Here is a 15,445-nt window from a genome sequence, read left to right as displayed (position 1 = left end):
CGTTAAACGGGCTGAATGTTAAAGCAAATCATCGCGTTATGTAAGCGCAGCAGGAGGGAGCCAAATGCTGGGAGGACCAGGCTTCCCCCGCGGGTGCAGGGGAAGCCTGGGTGGCATCAGCGGGTCTTGACCGCCTGCAGCAGGACAGACAGATCCGGCCCGAACTGGCGGGTGCGAATGGCTTCACGGATGTCACTGTCGCTATAACGGCTGGCCGGATAGACCAGCACGCAGGACGTATCACCGGGCTTGAGGAAGTGGGTCTCGCCAAAATGGGTATAACGGGTGGCCCCTATGCTGATGAGCGCATGGGACGGGTAGCCAGCCTGGGCTAGCAGCCCCTGGATATGCTCCGCCGGGCCCTCGTCTTGCTGATGGTTGAACTTGTCGATGGCCCAGTCCAGCAGTTGTCGATGAAAATAGCTGTAATCGATGGCGGCGCTGTCTACCCCGTAAGCATGCAGCTCGCCGTCACGCTCCAGGTAGCAGGCGATGCGATAGTCATCGAGCTCACAGCCGGCTGTGAAATGGGAAAGTGGCAGCAGAGTGGCCGCCAGCCCCTTGCTCTCTTCCCCCCAGTTCTTCTTTTCGCTGATCTTCTTGGCATTGGGACGACGGATGGAGCAATCGTTGTAGGCCCCAAAGGCGCGGGGATGGATGGCCACCACCTGGGTGCCTGCGTATTCCAGCTCGCACCAGAGCGCCACTTCCGGCTCGATCTGCACCTTCTCGTCACCGCTGACCGCCGCCTCTGGCAGCAAGATGGCCTTCTCGCTCAGGGGGAAGACACCGAGCTGTCCCGGATGACTCGGCACATAGAAGGGGAACAGCGCCTTGGGGGCGCTGGTGTCACGCACCACCACAGCCACGAAATCCGAGGCCTCTCCCGCCTGCTCCAGATGACCGGCGAAGTTGCCCGCCACCCCGAGTCCGATAAATTTGCTCTCTGCTGTCACTTGCATCTGATCACCTGCATCTTGCCAAAGCGGGGGCAGCCGACCCACCAGACGGGATCCGCTACCGCGAAAGTGGCAAGGATTAAACCACAGGGACCCGCCCCCGCCCAGCCCGGGCGCCCCATCCTGTGCGCCAGCCCGAACTTTTCGGCATCCGCCGGCGCGTCTGTGGGCAGAGGCTCACGGCCAGTTGACGGCCCCCTTGCCTCACGCAAACAAGGTCATGGATCAAGAACAAAGGCACCCAGCTGATCAAGCTGAGCGCAGGGAGAGGATGCACTGAGAGCGAATGCAGCGAGAAACAGATCGTTTCCACAGACTGCACGGCTGCCCCTTGGGCCTGCCGGTCAACTTTGCTAGGCTGCCTGCCATGCAAAACAGCACACTCAAGGATGCCTGCCGATGTCATCACAACACTTTCAGGGCCGCTTCGAGGTCGAGTTCAAGTACCGGCTGAGCGATGTCGATGCCTTCACCAGCGCCCTCGCCGCCCTCAACCCCGAGGTGATGCTGGAAGACAACCAGGAACAGGACAGCTACTTCGACACGCCAGAACATAGCCTGGCCGCAGAGGGCAAAAGCCTGGTGCTCCGCACCATGCAGCCTTCCGGCATCCAGCTCTGGATAGTGAAGGGACCCGAAGCCGATCGCTGCGAGGCCGTCAATATCACGGACGCCGACAAGGCGGCCAGCATGTTGCGCACCCTGGGCTACCGGCAGGTACTGGCCATCAGCAAGCGGCGCAGCATCTACTTTGTCGGCCCCTTCCATGTCACCCGGGATCATCTCGAGGGGATCGGCGATTTTGCCGAGCTGGCCATCATGACCGACGATGAAGCCCTGTTGCCCGGTTATCGCCAGCAGTTGCAGGATTTGGCCACACGACTCGGCCTCTCCTCAGCGCAACTCGAAACCCGCTCCTATCGCACCTTGTGCGAGCAGAGCCTCACCCTCAACTCAGAGAGAGTGCCCTAATGATCGACAAACTCGCCTGGCTGACCTTCCAGGATCGGCAACTGCTCTGTGCCCGCTCCCACGGCAAGGCCATCTACTTCATTCCCGGCGGCAAACGCGAGGCCGGAGAGAGCGATGAAGCGGCCTTGGTGCGGGAAATCGAAGAGGAGCTGAGCGTGACCCTGCAAACCGACACCTTGCGCCTTGCCTGCGAATTCAGCGCCCAGGCCGATGGCAAGCCTGAAGGCGTACAGGTCCGCTTGCGCTGTTACACCGGCGAGGCCAGCGGTACGCCCGTCGCCTCGGCCGAGATCGCCGAGCTGCGCTGGCTGGACAGCCGCCATCTGGCCGAGATCTCCCCCGTCTCCCGCCTGCTGTTTGCCTGGCTGGCAGAGCAGCGTCTCATCCGCTGAGGCATAGCGCAGCGGTGCAAGCGTGATCCGGCGCAACCAACGGGGGCCTTCGGCTTGAAATCGGCGCCAGAAACGGCGAGGCTAACCCGTCATGCGGCAAAACACGGATTCCTTATCTCTGTTTGCCGCACAGCGGCTCAGCCCGCTGTTGTGACCACGTTTGACGAGGACTCTCGATGGACATAGTTGAGGTTGATACCACCCTGGGCATCAAGCCTGCGCTCATCACCCTGCTGCAAGACAGCGTGACCAGCGGCGCCTCCGTGGGATTTTTGCCGCCGCTGACGGAAGAGCAGGGGCTGGGATACTGGCAAGGGATAGAGACGGAGCTGGCGGCAGGCAACCGCCGGCTCTGGGTCGCCTTCGAGCAGCATCAGCTGGTCGGCGCCCTGCAACTGGCGCTCTGTACCAAGGCCAACGGCCGCCACCGGGCCGAGGTGGAGAAACTGATGGTACACAGTCACGCCCGTGGCAAGGGGGTCGGCCGCGCTCTGATGGCGGCCATGGAGCAGGGGGCCAGTGACGCCGGGCGTACCCTGCTGGTGCTCGATACCCGGGTCGGCGACGTGGCATCCAGCCTCTATCGCCAGCTGGGCTATCAGGAGGCAGGCCAGATCCCGGGCTTTGCCCGCAGTGCCGACGGCACCCTGGCGGCTACCCTCTTCTTCTACAAGCAGCTCTGAGTTTCCCCTGCAAAGATGACCTTGCGCCCGGCTTCCAGAGCGGGCGCATACTGGCCATCGGCACCTCGCAGCCCGCATCTCTTGACCCCAGACAAACCATCCAACAGGCGATTTGATTAATTTAATCGAGGGATGAACCCCACTCTCCCTTCACCTGATGGCGGACCAGGCGTATGGTGTGGCAGGAAGACCCGTTTGCATACCAACCGGGTGCCACTCACTGCCTTGAGGAATCCTGCATGCCTATCCTGCCTCGTACCGTCACCTCCCCCAAAAAGTTCATCATCGGCCACGACCTTCTGCCCCAACTCCATGATCATGTGAAAGATTTTGGCGACAACGCCCTGCTCGTCAGCGACGAGTTCATCCTGGAGCGGGTGCGTGAAGAGGCGCTGGCCGGCCTGCTGCAAGCGGGCCTGAAGGGGGCAGTCGAGAAGTTCAACTACGAGTGTACCGACATCGAGATCCGCCGCCTCCTGGATATCGCCGAACAGCAGGGCGCCAACGTGATCGTCGGGATCGGCGGCGGCAAGACCCTGGACGTGGCCAAGGCAGTCGCCTTCTACCTGCGCCGCCCCGTGGTGCTGTTCCCCACCATAGCTTCCACCGATGCCCCCTGTACCGCGCTGGCAGTCATTTACAACCAGGCGGGCGAGTTCGAGCGCTATCTGTTCCTGCCCCAGAACCCGGACGTGGTGATCGCCGACACCGCCATCATAGCCGCAGCCCCCACCCGCTTCTTCGCCGCCGGCGTGGGGGATGCGCTGGCCACCTATTTCGAGGCCCGCGCCTGCTATCGGGCCGATGGCATCAATCTGGTGGGCAAACGCCCCTCCCGCACCGGGCTGGGTCTGGCCCGGCTCTGCTATGAGCTGCTGGGGGAGAACATCGACATGGCGATGGACGCGGTGCGCCATCACGTCACCACACCGGCGCTGGAGCAGATCATCGAGGCCACCATCTACTTGAGCGGGGTCGGCGCCGAGGCCGGTGGTCTGGCGGCGGCCCATGCGGTCAACAACGGCATGTCTGTGGTGCCCGACCTGCACAGGGCCCAGCATGGAGAGAAGGTGGTGTTCGGCCTGCTGACCCAGCTGGTGCTGGAGCGCGCCCCCCAGGCCGAGCTCGACGAGGTGATGCGCATCATCCATGTCGCCGGTCTGCCCATGACGCTGCAGGAGATGGGGCTGACCCGCTTTGTCGAGAGCGAGTGGCGCAAGGTGGCAGCACTTGCCTGCGATCCCCTCGACACCATGGGCAACATGCCCATGGCCGTGAACGAGCAGGATGTCTACGGCGCCATGATCGCGGCCAACGCCATGGCAGAGCGCTATCGGGCCCGCCATCCCCACCATTGATCAATGGATAAAACGCACCCTTGATCAACAACGACAAGGCCAGCCGTGCGGCTGGCCTTGTCTATTGCGTCCCGAACTGCTGGAATGCCCCTTTCCCTCTCAGGACAAGGAGTCACCATGATATTGGAAGTCGCTCATCTGCAGGTCATTCCGGGCCAGGCTGCCGCCTTCGAGCAGGCCTTTGGCCAAGCCCAGGCCATCATCAGCGCCATGCCGGGTTATGCCGGGCACCAATTGCAGCACTCGCTGACCGATCCCCACCGCTATCTGCTGCTGGTCAGCTGGCAGCGGCTCGAAGATCATACCCAGGGCTTTCGCGGCTCGGTCCAGTACCAGCAATGGAAGGCGCTGCTGCATCACTTCTACGATCCCTTCCCCACGGTGGAACACTATCAGGCGGTGGCACAGTGCCAGGGGACCGGACCAAGACAGGGCGTCGGGATCTCGTAGCAAACAGCCAGGGCCCGCAAGTCACGCATCCATCCCCCGCAGGGCCTGGCACTGACATGGCCAACTGGCCCAGGCGTGATCACCAGCTGGAACATTATGATGATCACTACACCCTGCTCGCACAGGGAGGACGCATCAGGCCAGCCGTTCGGCGCGCGCGCTGATCACGGGCTCGGCAAATGCCCCCTGCGCCGTGATCAGCTGCAACTCGTAAGCCTGCGCCTGCCAGGTGTGCAGCAGCACAGTGTCCACAGCCGCATTGGTGCGCTCAAACGCCGTCACGGCATCAAAGCCCGCCTGCAGGTTGGCCAGCATCAGGGCACTGATGAGATCCCCCACCCCCACCGGCTGACGGGCAAATTCGTAGAGCGGACGGGCGATCAGGTAATCCCCATCCGGGGTAGCCAAGAGCATCTCGAAGCGACCCGGCTCGCGAGCGGCGCGACCCAGATGCTTGACCAGCACCATCTTCACACCCCGGGCCAGCAACTGATGCGCCGCGGCGCGGGTCTGGGCCAGATCCGCCAGGTGGGTATCACACAGAGTCTCCAGCTCCAGCAGGTTGGGGGCCATGATGTCGGCCACCGGCAGCGCCTGCTCGGTGAGAAAACGGGTCACCCCGGGGGCAACTATGCACCCCTTCTCCGGGTGGCCCATGACGGGATCACAGAAATAGATGGCGTCAGGATTGGCCGCCTTGACCGCAGCCACCACGGTCAGGATCTCGTCCCCCTGCTCGGCCGAGCCCAGATAGCCGCTCAGCACGGCATCGCACCGGCCCAGTACTTCTATATCCCCCAGCCCCTTGCACAGGGCGCTGATGTGACCGGCGGGCATCGCCATCCCCTGCCAGCCTGCTGCGTACTGGGTGTGGTTGGAAAACTGCACCGTGTTGACGGGCCACACCTCCATGCCGAGACGGCGCATGGGAAACACGGCGGCGCTGTTACCGGCACAGCCAAACACCACGTGGGACTGGATAGAGAGAATGCGTTTCATCGACATCACCGCAGAGAAGAGTCAGGGGAAAGGCGCAATATATCGGATGAAGATATTGAACTTCCACTTTTGTGCAGCACAAACCCGTATTTGGTCTTAAAAACTGCCGATCTAAGCTCCATTTGCCAGACCTGCCTCTTTAGCCACCATCGCCCCTACTTTCCTGCCTTGCCAGATGTTGATTGGATGAGGAGTCGCGGCTCCTGCTTATAAGGTAATTTCAGCTTCTTGTTTGATGGCATATGAGCACAATAAGGCAGCACATGGTAAGGCAAATGCTGAAGGGGAAGAAAATGGGAGCCCGGTGGGCCATCGGTCGATATCAGCGCCCGCCAGCAAGGCATGGCGGGCGCAAAATGGGAAGAGGGCGAGATCCGCTGGAACCATCAGATCCGCCTTCTGCTCAAGGGCGCGCGAAGTGGTAGACCCAACCCTCGTCCAAAGCCATCTCGGCGGGTGGCGGCACCAGTGCCGGCAGCAGGGAGACACTCCCTTTGGCAGCGTATTGCAATGCCATCAGGGCGCAGATGGCGGCATCGTAGCGATCCGTGCCCGCCGTCACATCGGCCGGCAGATGGGGGTGCAGCTCGGCCCTGACCGCAGACGCCTTGCCACCCACCTTGGCCAGAGCGGGATAGACCTCCAGCACGGCGCGATCAGCCTCTGGCTGCAACCTGGGTACCAGTTGCAAGTCCGCCAGCCGGGGCAGCATGGCGAGCGCCAGGGTGGCGTTGTTGCCGAGCCGGTCGAAGGTGGCCGAGAGCGGCTTCTTGCCATATTGCCGGTGCAGCCAGCGCTCGCAGTCGCGATAGGCATAAGGGTTGTCTATCTCCCGCTGGGGCACGACGCACTCGGATGCCCTCCCCGCCAGCAGATCGCCCAGGGCGCGTGGAAACGCCAGCGGCGCATCGATGCCCAACGCCAGTTGCGGGCAAGCCAGCACCTGCATCAGGTTCATCTCGTCCTGCAACGCCGGGCGCAGCAGGGCATCCAGATCCGGCGCCACCCGCGAACTCAGCCGGAACAGGGGCGACACCCCAAACCAGTGCAGGCGCTGCTCGCGCGCCTGCCAGCCCACCACGGCCACCGCCTGGGCATTGCCCTGCCAGCCTCTCACATCCCAGCCGATACCGATGGCGTCCATGTGTTCCATTGTCATGCCCGTGTCACCTCTGCGCGCTATCAATGGAGCACAGGGTAATGGCTGCGTCCCCTAAAGCAAGGCCGGGAGCGCGCCTTAGAAGGATTTCTTGAAATTGATCAGCGGCAGTATGGGGAAAATGCCGTTCTCGGCGTAGTTGGCAAGGCCTATCTGCAACCCGTCCAGATGCTTGGTGGCGTTGATGAAACCCAGCTGGAAGGTGGTGCGCTCGGCATAGTTGACGAAGCCCACGTTGGCCAGGGCATTGCCCTTGGCGATGTTGACGGCGCCCCAGTTCAGGCCCTGCACATTGTTGGTCAGGTTGACGAAGCCAAGGTTGATCCCCTTGTCCTGTCCCTCGTGCCAGTTGACGGCGTTGATGGCTACCCCGTTGAACTGGTGGCGTACCCGTCCGGCGCCGAGGAAGACGCCAAGCTGCAGGCCGCTGAACTGATCCACGTCGGAGAGGGCCAGGATGGGCAGATCTATTCCCTTCACCTGACCGGTGCGGCCGTAGAGAAAGGAGGCTCTGGCGCCTTCGACCTGATGGGAGGCGGGCAGATTGACGCCGGGCAGCGATACCTGGATGGGTGTACTGGCATAGGCGACACCACCTAGGGCAAGGGAGCCGCAGGCAAGCAGCAGGTGGGCAGGTTTCATCGGGGCTTTCCTTAACAATCAGGGAGGGAGGCCAGCCTATCAGCACTCGCGTGCAGGAACGAGGCCGGGCAGGCGCTGCTGCGTCATCCTCCGTCTGAATTCATTCGCACAAACTGGACAGACCAGAATCAAACTTTAAGCAAAAATTAACATTTATATTATTTACATCAAGCCTCATTTGGTAACACAATGTCTAAACGTGCGTTTGAACAGAGCAAACGACACGTAACGACTTAAGGATGTAGTCGAACGGATGTAACCGAAGAATGGGCCCATCGGCCTTTTGCAATACCCTTCTGCCAACCACGGAGACACGCGATGAATATGGACGTAATCAAGACCTTTACCGAGCAGATGCAAGGCTTTGCTGCCCCCCTCACCCGTTATAACCAGCTGCTGGCCAGCAACATCGAACAGCTGACCCGGTTGCAGCTGGCCTCCGCCAATGCCTATGCCGAACTGGGATTGAGCCAGTTGCAGGCCGCCGGCAAGGTGCAGGATGCCCAGAGCCTGGCGGCCCTTGGCACAGTGCAGCTGGAAACCGCCAGCCAGCTCTCCCGCCAGATGCTGGATGACATCCAGAAGCTCAATGCGCTGGGTCTGCAGTTCAAGGAAGAGCTGGATACCCTGGCGGCCGACGGCATCAAAAAGAGCACGGGCAAGGCCTGATATCCCCCTGGCTGCCCGCTGCGGGCAGCCACATCTCCCCATGACCCGACACGACAGGCTCGCCCTGTCACGGGTGTGGGTGAAGGAGAGAACATGAGCCAATCATCTTACGGCCCGCTGTTCGAGGCCCTGGCCCACTATAACGACAAGTTGCTGGACATGGCCAAGGCACAGACGGAGCGCACGGCGCAGGCGCTGCTGCAGACCAATCTGGACGATCTGGGCCAGGTACTGGAACAGGGCAGCCAGCAACCCTGGCAACTGATCAACGCCCAGATGAACTGGTGGCAGGATCAGCTCAAGCTGATGCAGCACACCCTGCTCAAAAGCGCAGGTCAGGAGAGCGAGCCGGTGATCACGCCGGAACGCAGCGATCGCCGCTTCAAGGACGACGCCTGGCGCGATCAGCCCCTTTATGACTACCTCAAACAATCCTATCTGCTGACCGCCAGGCACCTGCTGGCCTCGGTGGATGCGCTGGAAGGGGTACCCCAGAAGAGCCGGGAACGGCTGCGATTTTTCACCCGCCAATACCTCAACGCCATGGCGCCCAGCAATTTTCTGGCCACCAACCCCGAACTGCTCAGACTCACTCTGGAATCCGACGGCCAGAATCTGGTGCGCGGACTGGCCCTGCTGGCCGAGGATCTGGAGCGCAGCGCCGATCAGCTCAACATCCGCCTGACCGACGAGTCCGCCTTCGAACTGGGGCGGGATCTGGCGCTGACGCCGGGCCGGGTGGTGCAGCGCACCGAGCTCTACGAGCTGATCCAGTACAGTCCGACCACGGAGACGGTGGCCAGGACGCCGGTGCTGATAGTGCCGCCCTTCATCAACAAGTACTACATCATGGACATGCGGCCCCAGAACTCCCTGGTCGCCTGGCTGGTCGCCCAGGGCCAGACGGTATTCATGATCTCCTGGCGCAACCCGGGAGTAGAGCAGGCCGATATCGATCTCGACGACTACGTGGTCGATGGGGTGATCGCCGCGCTGGACGGCGTGGAAGCAGCCACCGGTGAACGCGAGGTGCACGGCATAGGTTACTGCATCGGCGGTACAGCCCTCTCCTTGGCCATGGGCTGGCTGGCGGCGCGGCGCCAGAAGCAGCGGGTACGCTCCGCCACCCTGTTCACCACACTGCTCGATTTCTCCCAGCCGGGGGAACTTGGCATCTTCATCCACGAGCCCATCATAGCGGCGCTGGAGGCCCAGAATGAGGCCAAGGGTATCATGGACGGGCGCCAACTGGCGGTCTCCTTCAGCCTGCTGCGGGAAAACAGCCTCTACTGGAATTACTACATCGACAGCTACCTCAAGGGTCAGAGCCCGGTGGCGTTCGATCTGCTGCACTGGAACAGCGACAGCACCAACGTGGCAGGCAAGACCCACAACAGCCTGCTGCGTCGCCTCTATCTGGAGAACCAGCTGGTGAAGGGGGAGCTCAAGATCCGCCACACCCGCATCGATCTTTCCAAGGTGAAGACCCCTGTGCTGCTGGTCTCGGCCATGGACGATCACATCGCCCTCTGGCAGGGCACCTGGCAGGGCATGAAGCTGTTCGGTGGCGAGCAGCGCTTCATTCTGGCGGAATCGGGTCACATCGCCGGCATCATCAACCCGCCAGCGGCCAACAAGTACGGCTTCTGGCACAGCGATGCGAGCAGTGACACGCCAGCCGCCTGGCTCGAACAGGCCACCCATCAGAGCGGCTCCTGGTGGCCCGAGATGGCAGCCTTCATCCAGGCGCGAGAGGAAGAAGCCACGCCCGTGCCCGCCCGCATCCCGAGCGAGGGACTGGAGGCGGCCCCCGGCGGCTACGTCAAGGTACGGCTCAACCCTGTCTTTGCCAAGACCCCGGAGGAGGAGCCCGCATGAGCACACTCCCCTTTGAGATTGGGCAAAAAGCCAGTCTGACCAAGCGGTTCGGTGCGGCCGAGGTCGAGGCCTTCGCCGGCTTGTCGGAGGATTTCAATCCCCTGCACCTGGACCCGGCCTTTGCCGCCACCACGCCGTTCGAGCGACCCATAGTGCACGGCATGTTGCTGGCCAGCCTCTTCTCTGGGCTGCTGGGCCAGCAGTTGCCCGGCAAGGGCGCCGTCTACCTGGGGCAGAGCCTCGCCTTCAAGCAGCCGGTGTTTGTGGGGGATGAGGTGACGGCCGAGGTGGAGATCATCGCCCTGCGCAGCGACAAGCCCATCATCACTCTGGCCACCCGCATAGTGACGGCGGCTGGGGCCCTCGCCGTGACTGGCGAGGCTGTGGTGAAGGTTGGCTAATCGCTGATCACCGACCCTCCTTCAGCCCGGCCCCGCCGGGCTGACTTTTATGGTGTAGCCTCATGTTCCACCGAGATGGCGGCTACGGTTGCTGGCCTTGAGTCCTGCCTGCACATCCAGAAAGAGGTCCAGACGCTCAGTTGCGACCACAATTGCCCGCAGACAGGCTTCCTTGCCCTTTCATTGACGGCCCGAACTGCCTAGAATAACCGCCCTGCTGTTTCAGCCATTCATCCATCTAGAGGATTTCCCATGGAGACGTTTCTGCTCGAAGGCCACCCCTTCGTTGCCTTGTGTGACCTTATCAAGCATCAGGGTTGGGCCGATTGTGGCGGCGCAGCCAAGGCGCTCGTCGCCGACGGTCTGGTGGAAGTGGACGGTCAGGTCGAGACCCGCAAGCGCTGCAAGATAGTGGCCGAGCAAGTGGTCAACTTCAACGGCATGAAGGTGGTGGTGAAAGAAGGCATCAGCCCCGAGATCCTCTGATCCCGACGCTCTAGCACGCAAGCGCTACCCAGCACAGTGGCCGAGCAAGTGGTCAACTTCAATGGCATGAAAGTCGTGGTGAAAGCGGGCGTGAGCCCGGAGATCCTCTGATCCCTGCTTGAATAAGGGCGCCGACGCGCCCTCTCGCATTCAGCTGGCCTTGATCGACAAGGTCAGCACGAAGCGCGCCATCGCCTCATCCCCGTTCAATGACGGGCAGGTGGCCACCACCTGGATGGGGCGATTGATGCGCTGACCGCTCGCCAGCGACTCGTCTATCATGGCGTCGATCTCCTCCCCGGCGGCGCAGTCAAATTGCACGTCCCCCTCGGGCCGCTTCAGAAATTCCCCCTGCACATCCTTGAAGGCGAAGTGCACCTTCTTGCCCCTCGTCCGTCCCTTCTCCATCACCAGCAGACCGCCCACCAGATCGGCGCCGGTGGCCAATGCGCCAAAATACATGCTGCCCAGGTGGTTGCGGGTGCGCCAGCCAAGGGGAATGCGAATGCGCAGCGCCTTGGCGTCCATCCGTTCGATGACGGGGGCACAAAAGCCGATGACGGGAATATAACGCCAGGCAAACAGCCGCAGCGCCAGATTGGCTTTGAAACGTTGCAAGTCCATATGCGAACTGATCCGATGAGTTAATGTAAACAGCATGTTGCCACGCAACCACCCTGCTCTACAAGGTTGCCGATCACGCTTCTGCTGCTTGTCGGCCAACACAAAAAAAGAGAGAGAACCCCAAGGCTCCCTCTCTTTTGTACGACGGCCCTCGCGATCAGGCCCGCTTCTCTTCCAGCCAGGCGCCCTGGCTCTGCATCTCGAACAGCTGGGCGTAGTGCCCTCCCTGCGCCATCAGCTCGCCGTGGGTGCCCCGCTCATTCACCTGGCCGCGCGACAGCAGCAGGATCTCGTCGGCATCGACTATGGTCGAGAGCCGGTGGGCAATGGCAATGGTGGTGCGGCCACGGCGGGCCGCCGAGAGCGCCTGGGAGAGCGCCAGCTCGGTCTGGGAGTCCACGCTGGCGGTGGCCTCATCCAGAATGAGGATGCGCGGATCCCCTACCAGAGCGCGGGCAAAGGAGAGCAGCTGACGTTGACCGGCGGAGAGGTTCTTGCCCCCCTCCTCCATCAGGGTGTTCAGGCCATCCGGCAGGCTCAGCACGAAATCGGCCAGCTGTACTTCGGTCAGCGCCTGCCAGAGGCGCGCCTCGTCGATGCCGTCACGGCCGAGCCGCAGGTTCTCCGCCAAAGTCCCAACGAAGATAAAGGGATCCTGCTGCACCAGGCCTATGCTGCGCCGCACCGTCGAGAGCGACAGGCCCTCCATGGGGTGATCATCGAAACGAATGGTGCCCTGATCCAGCGGGTAGAAGCCCATCAGCAGGCTGATGATGGTGGACTTGCCACTGCCGGTGTGGCCCACCAGCGCCAGCATCTGGCCGGGGTGCACGGCAAAGCTCACCTCGCGCAGCACCTGTTGCTGGCCATCGTAGGAGAAGCTCACCTTGTCAAAGCTGACCCGCCCCTGCAGGGACTGGCTCTCGCCCTCCGTGCTCTCGCGGGGCTCGTCGAGCAGGGCAAATACCCGCTCCCCGGCCACCATGGCCTGTTGCAACTGGTTGAGCTGGTTGGTCATCTCGATCAGCGGCTCTATCATGCGCCCCAGATAGCTGATGAAGGCATAGAGCACCCCCACCTGGATGGCGCCACTTGCACTCAAGCCCTCGCGGGCAAACAGGGCGAGCAGGCCTATCAGCACCATCATGTAGAACAAGTCGATGAGGGGGCGCAGCAGAATGCCGTTGATCTTGAGGCTCTTGAGCCGCGCCGACCAGTGCTGCTGGTTCACCTCGGCAAAGGCATTGGCAAAGTGGCGCTCCTGCACCATGGCCTGGATCACCGGCATCCCCTGCAGCGATTCGTTGAGGCGGCTGTTGATCTCGGACAGCAGGCTGCGGGTCGCCCGCACCACGGGCACGCTCAGTTTCTGGTAGAGCCACATCACAGCCGCCACTGCCGGCAACAGGCAGGCGCACACCAGCATCAGCCGCAGATCCAGCAGCGCCATGGAGATGAGGATGCCGCACAGCAGCACCACCTTTTGCACCAGCAGGCCTATCACCTGCACGTAGAGGTTCATGATCGCCTCGGTGTCGTTGGTGATGCGGGAGATGAGCGAGCCCGAGCGATGCTGGTCAAAGTAACGGGCCGGCAACCGGATGGCGGTGGCAAACACCTGCTCGCGCAAGCGCTGCACCACCGCCTGGGCAATGCGGTTGAAGCGCAGGGATTGCAGGTAGAAACCCGCCGCCGAGAGCACCTGCAGGCCGAGATACCCGGCCGCGATGGCGGCGATGGCGGGCCATACCAGCTGGCGCGGCGCCAGGTAGTCATCGATGAACAGCTTGATGAGCAGGGGGCCCGCCACTTCGGCACCGGTCGCCAGCAGCAGGCAGATCCCGGCCTGGATCAGCCAGCGCGGGTAACGGGCACAATAAGCGAGCAGGCGTTTAATCGTTGTATTCACAGACTTGCCTCCAGTGCAGCGCTTTTGCTCCCTTCTCCCCTTGCGGGAGAAGGGTTGGGGATGAGGGGAACCACTCGTCTAATCATCACGCTCACAGGCTCTCCTCCACGTCTTGTTCCAGCCGCTGATAGCGAACCATGTCTGCGTACCAGCCGTTGTGAGCCATCAGGGCGCCATGGCGACCCCGCTCGCTGACGCGCCCCTGCTCCAGCACCAGGATCTCGTCGGCCTGCTCCACCGCCGTCATGCGGTGGCTGACCAGGATAAGCGTCCGTCTATGGGTCTTGAGGGCCTGCAGTATCTGCTGCTCGGTATGGGCATCCACCGCCGACAGGGCATCGTCCAGCACCAGGACAGGCCCCTCCAGCAGCAGGGCGCGGGCAATGGCGAGCCGCTGCTTCTGGCCGCCGGAGAGGGTCACCCCCTTCTCCCCCACTTCGGTCTCATAGCCCTTGGGGAAGCGGCTGATATCGTCATGCACACAGGCAATGCGCGCCACCTGCTCTATCTCCTCCGAACTGGCGTCTGGCCGGCCTAGGGCTATGTTGGCGGCTATGGTGGTGGAGAACAAAAACGGCTCCTGCGGCACATAGGAAAACTGGCCACGCAGCTCGCCAAGGGCCAGCTGCGCTATGGGCACGGCGCCCATGCTGAGCTCGCCGGCCGTGGGATTGGCGAGGCGCATCAGCAACTTGAGCAAGGAACTTTTGCCCGCCCCCGTGCGGCCCACCACCCCCAGCATGCCGCCGCTGTGCAGGGTGAAATCGATATTGCGCAGCAAGGTACGCTGCTCCAGCTGGTAGCTCACCCCCTTGGCCTGGAGCGGGAAGGCGGAGACAAACACCGCCGGCTCAGCCGGTTCTTCGATGTCGCTGCGCTCAGCCAGCAGGCTCTCGATGCGCGAGTAGGCGGCGCTGCCCCGCTCTATGATGTTGAACAGCCAGGCGATGGCAAACATGGGCCAGATGAGCTGGCCCAGATACATGGTGAAACTGGTGAGCTCCCCCAGGGTCAGCTCGCCACGCACCACCAGCACGCTGCCACCGGCAACGGCGAGAAAGTAGGAACAACCGATACAGAGATAGATGACGGGGTCGAACTTGGCATCGATGCGGGCCACCGCCATGTTGCACGCCCCCGCCTGCCGGGTCAGCTCGGCAAAGCCCTTGTCCTCCAGGGATTCAACCGCATAGGACTTGAGCACCCGCACGCCGGAGAGCGCCTCCTGGGTCTTGTTGTTGAGACGGGAGAAGGCCCCCTGCGCCGCCTTGAACTCCTTGTAGATCTGGGTGCCAAAACGGTTCATGAAGAACGCCATCACCGGCAGGGGCAGCAGGGAGAGCAGCGTCAGCTGCCAGGAGTACTGGCTGCACATGATGGAGAGCACCAGCACCCCAACTATGATGGAGTCCACCAGGGTCAACACCCCTTCCCCGGCCGTCATCTCCACTGCCTGGATGTCGTTGGTGGCGTGGGCCATCAGATCGCCGGTGCGGTGACGCTGGTAAAAATCGGGGCTCATGCGGGTGAAGTGGCTGAACAGGCGATTGCGCAGCACATAGGCCAGCCGGTAAGAGGCGCCAAACAGCATAACCCGCCACACGTAGCGCAGCAGATAGATGAGCAGACCCAGCACAAACAACCCCGCCAGATAGCCCATCAGGGTGTCGTTGTCGAGAGAGCCTTTGGCAATGCCATCCACCACCCAGCCCACCACCTTGGGCGGGATCACGGTCAACAGGGCCACCATCATCAGCAGCGAGATGGCGACCAGATAACGCCGCCACTGCTCCTTGAAAAACCAGCCCAGCCTTGAGAATACGCTCACGTAGATATCCTTTGTCGCGATCAGCCAGAGGCTGCC

General features: G+C 62.4%; 16 protein-coding genes. 9 read left to right on the top strand and 7 right to left on the bottom strand.

Translation table 11 applies throughout. From position 1 onward, the window contains the following. Window positions 1-116: 116 nt before the first annotated feature. Window positions 117-962, bottom strand: a complete 846-nt coding sequence (locus AACW87_RS19955; RefSeq protein ID WP_241325939.1) for a DUF5718 family protein — start codon at window positions 960-962, stop codon at window positions 117-119. 396 nt (window positions 963-1,358) lie between these two features. Here AACW87_RS19955 and cyaB point away from each other — a divergent pair, with 396 nt between their 5' ends. The 5 genes from cyaB (at window position 1,359) to AACW87_RS19930 (ending at window position 4,814) form a co-directional block, all read left to right on the top strand. Continuing rightward, window positions 1,359-1,931 (top strand): class IV adenylate cyclase, encoded by a 573-nt coding sequence (gene cyaB, locus AACW87_RS19950; RefSeq protein WP_241325938.1) that lies wholly within the window; start codon window positions 1,359-1,361, stop codon window positions 1,929-1,931. After that, a complete protein-coding gene (locus AACW87_RS19945) occupies window positions 1,931-2,323 on the top strand; it encodes an NUDIX hydrolase (protein WP_241325937.1) in 393 nt (130 codons plus the stop codon). Before cyaB ends, AACW87_RS19945 begins: the two co-directional genes overlap by 1 nt. A gap of 176 nt (window positions 2,324-2,499) precedes the next feature. Beyond that, entirely contained in the window at window positions 2,500-3,006 is a 507-nt protein-coding gene (locus tag AACW87_RS19940) for a GNAT family N-acetyltransferase (RefSeq protein WP_241279143.1), read from the top strand. 239 nt (window positions 3,007-3,245) lie between these two features. Beyond that, window positions 3,246-4,364, top strand: a complete 1,119-nt coding sequence (locus AACW87_RS19935; protein ID WP_241279142.1) for a glycerol dehydrogenase — start codon at window positions 3,246-3,248, stop codon at window positions 4,362-4,364. Window positions 4,365-4,481: 117 nt separating this feature from the next. Next, window positions 4,482-4,814: an antibiotic biosynthesis monooxygenase family protein gene (locus AACW87_RS19930; protein ID WP_241325936.1), complete on the top strand. Its 333-nt coding sequence runs from the start codon at window positions 4,482-4,484 to the stop codon at window positions 4,812-4,814. 135 nt (window positions 4,815-4,949) lie between these two features. On the opposite strand, the gene pdxY is transcribed toward AACW87_RS19930, so the two are convergent. From pdxY to AACW87_RS19915, 3 genes are all read right to left on the bottom strand, one after another. After that, window positions 4,950-5,813 (bottom strand): pyridoxal kinase PdxY, encoded by an 864-nt coding sequence (pdxY, locus tag AACW87_RS19925; protein WP_241325935.1) that lies wholly within the window; start codon window positions 5,811-5,813, stop codon window positions 4,950-4,952. A gap of 403 nt (window positions 5,814-6,216) precedes the next feature. Next, window positions 6,217-6,972 carry a DUF429 domain-containing protein gene (locus AACW87_RS19920; RefSeq protein WP_241325934.1) on the bottom strand — a complete coding sequence of 252 codons (756 nt, stop codon included), beginning with the start codon at window positions 6,970-6,972 and terminating at the stop codon, window positions 6,217-6,219. Window positions 6,973-7,050: 78 nt separating this feature from the next. Next, window positions 7,051-7,614 carry a VC2662 family protein gene (locus AACW87_RS19915; RefSeq protein ID WP_241279138.1) on the bottom strand — a complete coding sequence of 188 codons (564 nt, stop codon included), beginning with the start codon at window positions 7,612-7,614 and terminating at the stop codon, window positions 7,051-7,053. A 318-nt stretch (window positions 7,615-7,932) separates the two neighbouring features. Here AACW87_RS19915 and AACW87_RS19910 point away from each other — a divergent pair, with 318 nt between their 5' ends. The 4 genes from AACW87_RS19910 to ybcJ all read left to right on the top strand — a co-directional run bounded on the left by AACW87_RS19910 (window position 7,933) and on the right by ybcJ (window position 11,048). Further along, entirely contained in the window at window positions 7,933-8,283 is a 351-nt protein-coding gene (locus AACW87_RS19910) for a phasin family protein (protein ID WP_043139134.1), read from the top strand. A gap of 93 nt (window positions 8,284-8,376) precedes the next feature. Then, window positions 8,377-10,161, top strand: coding sequence for a class I poly(R)-hydroxyalkanoic acid synthase (locus tag AACW87_RS19905; protein WP_043139132.1), 1,785 nt, complete (start codon window positions 8,377-8,379; stop codon window positions 10,159-10,161). Continuing rightward, window positions 10,158-10,562, top strand: a complete 405-nt coding sequence (locus tag AACW87_RS19900) for a MaoC family dehydratase (RefSeq protein WP_241325933.1) — start codon at window positions 10,158-10,160, stop codon at window positions 10,560-10,562. Before AACW87_RS19905 ends, AACW87_RS19900 begins: the two co-directional genes overlap by 4 nt. 252 nt (window positions 10,563-10,814) lie before the next feature. Beyond that, window positions 10,815-11,048 carry a ribosome-associated protein YbcJ gene (gene ybcJ / locus AACW87_RS19895; protein ID WP_043557754.1) on the top strand — a complete coding sequence of 78 codons (234 nt, stop codon included), beginning with the start codon at window positions 10,815-10,817 and terminating at the stop codon, window positions 11,046-11,048. A 150-nt stretch (window positions 11,049-11,198) separates the two neighbouring features. Here ybcJ and AACW87_RS19885 read toward each other — a convergent pair whose 3' ends face one another. From AACW87_RS19885 to AACW87_RS19875, 3 genes are all read right to left on the bottom strand, one after another. Continuing rightward, complete coding sequence (locus tag AACW87_RS19885) at window positions 11,199-11,672, bottom strand: DUF4442 domain-containing protein (protein ID WP_043557753.1); 474 nt, start codon at window positions 11,670-11,672, stop codon at window positions 11,199-11,201. A 157-nt stretch (window positions 11,673-11,829) separates the two neighbouring features. Then, window positions 11,830-13,581 carry an ABC transporter transmembrane domain-containing protein gene (locus AACW87_RS19880; RefSeq protein ID WP_241325932.1) on the bottom strand — a complete coding sequence of 584 codons (1,752 nt, stop codon included), beginning with the start codon at window positions 13,579-13,581 and terminating at the stop codon, window positions 11,830-11,832. A 91-nt stretch (window positions 13,582-13,672) separates the two neighbouring features. Beyond that, window positions 13,673-15,409: an ABC transporter transmembrane domain-containing protein gene (locus tag AACW87_RS19875; RefSeq protein ID WP_241325931.1), complete on the bottom strand. Its 1,737-nt coding sequence runs from the start codon at window positions 15,407-15,409 to the stop codon at window positions 13,673-13,675. Between the last annotated feature and the right edge of the window lie 36 nt (window positions 15,410-15,445).

It is taken from the genome of Aeromonas sp. MR7 (genome assembly GCF_963899385.1).
GTDB classification, from domain to species: domain Bacteria; phylum Pseudomonadota; class Gammaproteobacteria; order Enterobacterales; family Aeromonadaceae; genus Aeromonas; species Aeromonas bestiarum.
The sequence above is the reverse complement of the archived record's forward strand: the minus strand, read 5'-3'. Positions and strand labels throughout refer to the sequence as shown.

Excerpts from the sequence above, each read along its gene's own strand:
- AACW87_RS19910 (WP_043139134.1), top strand. The coding sequence starts at position 7,933 with ATGAATATGGACGTAATCAAGACCTTTACCGAGCAGATGCAAGGCTTT.
- AACW87_RS19905 (WP_043139132.1), top strand. The coding sequence starts at position 8,377 with ATGAGCCAATCATCTTACGGCCCGCTGTTCGAGGCCCTGGCCCACTAT.
- AACW87_RS19885 (WP_043557753.1), bottom strand. The coding sequence starts at position 11,672 with ATGGACTTGCAACGTTTCAAAGCCAATCTGGCGCTGCGGCTGTTTGCC.
- AACW87_RS19940 (WP_241279143.1), top strand. The coding sequence starts at position 2,500 with ATGGACATAGTTGAGGTTGATACCACCCTGGGCATCAAGCCTGCGCTC.
- AACW87_RS19935 (WP_241279142.1), top strand. The coding sequence starts at position 3,246 with ATGCCTATCCTGCCTCGTACCGTCACCTCCCCCAAAAAGTTCATCATC.
- AACW87_RS19915 (WP_241279138.1), bottom strand. The coding sequence starts at position 7,614 with ATGAAACCTGCCCACCTGCTGCTTGCCTGCGGCTCCCTTGCCCTAGGT.
- AACW87_RS19900 (WP_241325933.1), top strand. The coding sequence starts at position 10,158 with ATGAGCACACTCCCCTTTGAGATTGGGCAAAAAGCCAGTCTGACCAAG.
- AACW87_RS19945 (WP_241325937.1), top strand. The coding sequence starts at position 1,931 with ATGATCGACAAACTCGCCTGGCTGACCTTCCAGGATCGGCAACTGCTC.
- AACW87_RS19955 (WP_241325939.1), bottom strand. The coding sequence starts at position 962 with ATGCAAGTGACAGCAGAGAGCAAATTTATCGGACTCGGGGTGGCGGGC.
- AACW87_RS19920 (WP_241325934.1), bottom strand. The coding sequence starts at position 6,972 with ATGACAATGGAACACATGGACGCCATCGGTATCGGCTGGGATGTGAGA.
- ybcJ (WP_043557754.1), top strand. The coding sequence starts at position 10,815 with ATGGAGACGTTTCTGCTCGAAGGCCACCCCTTCGTTGCCTTGTGTGAC.
- cyaB (WP_241325938.1), top strand. The coding sequence starts at position 1,359 with ATGTCATCACAACACTTTCAGGGCCGCTTCGAGGTCGAGTTCAAGTAC.
- pdxY (WP_241325935.1), bottom strand. The coding sequence starts at position 5,813 with ATGAAACGCATTCTCTCTATCCAGTCCCACGTGGTGTTTGGCTGTGCC.
- AACW87_RS19930 (WP_241325936.1), top strand. The coding sequence starts at position 4,482 with ATGATATTGGAAGTCGCTCATCTGCAGGTCATTCCGGGCCAGGCTGCC.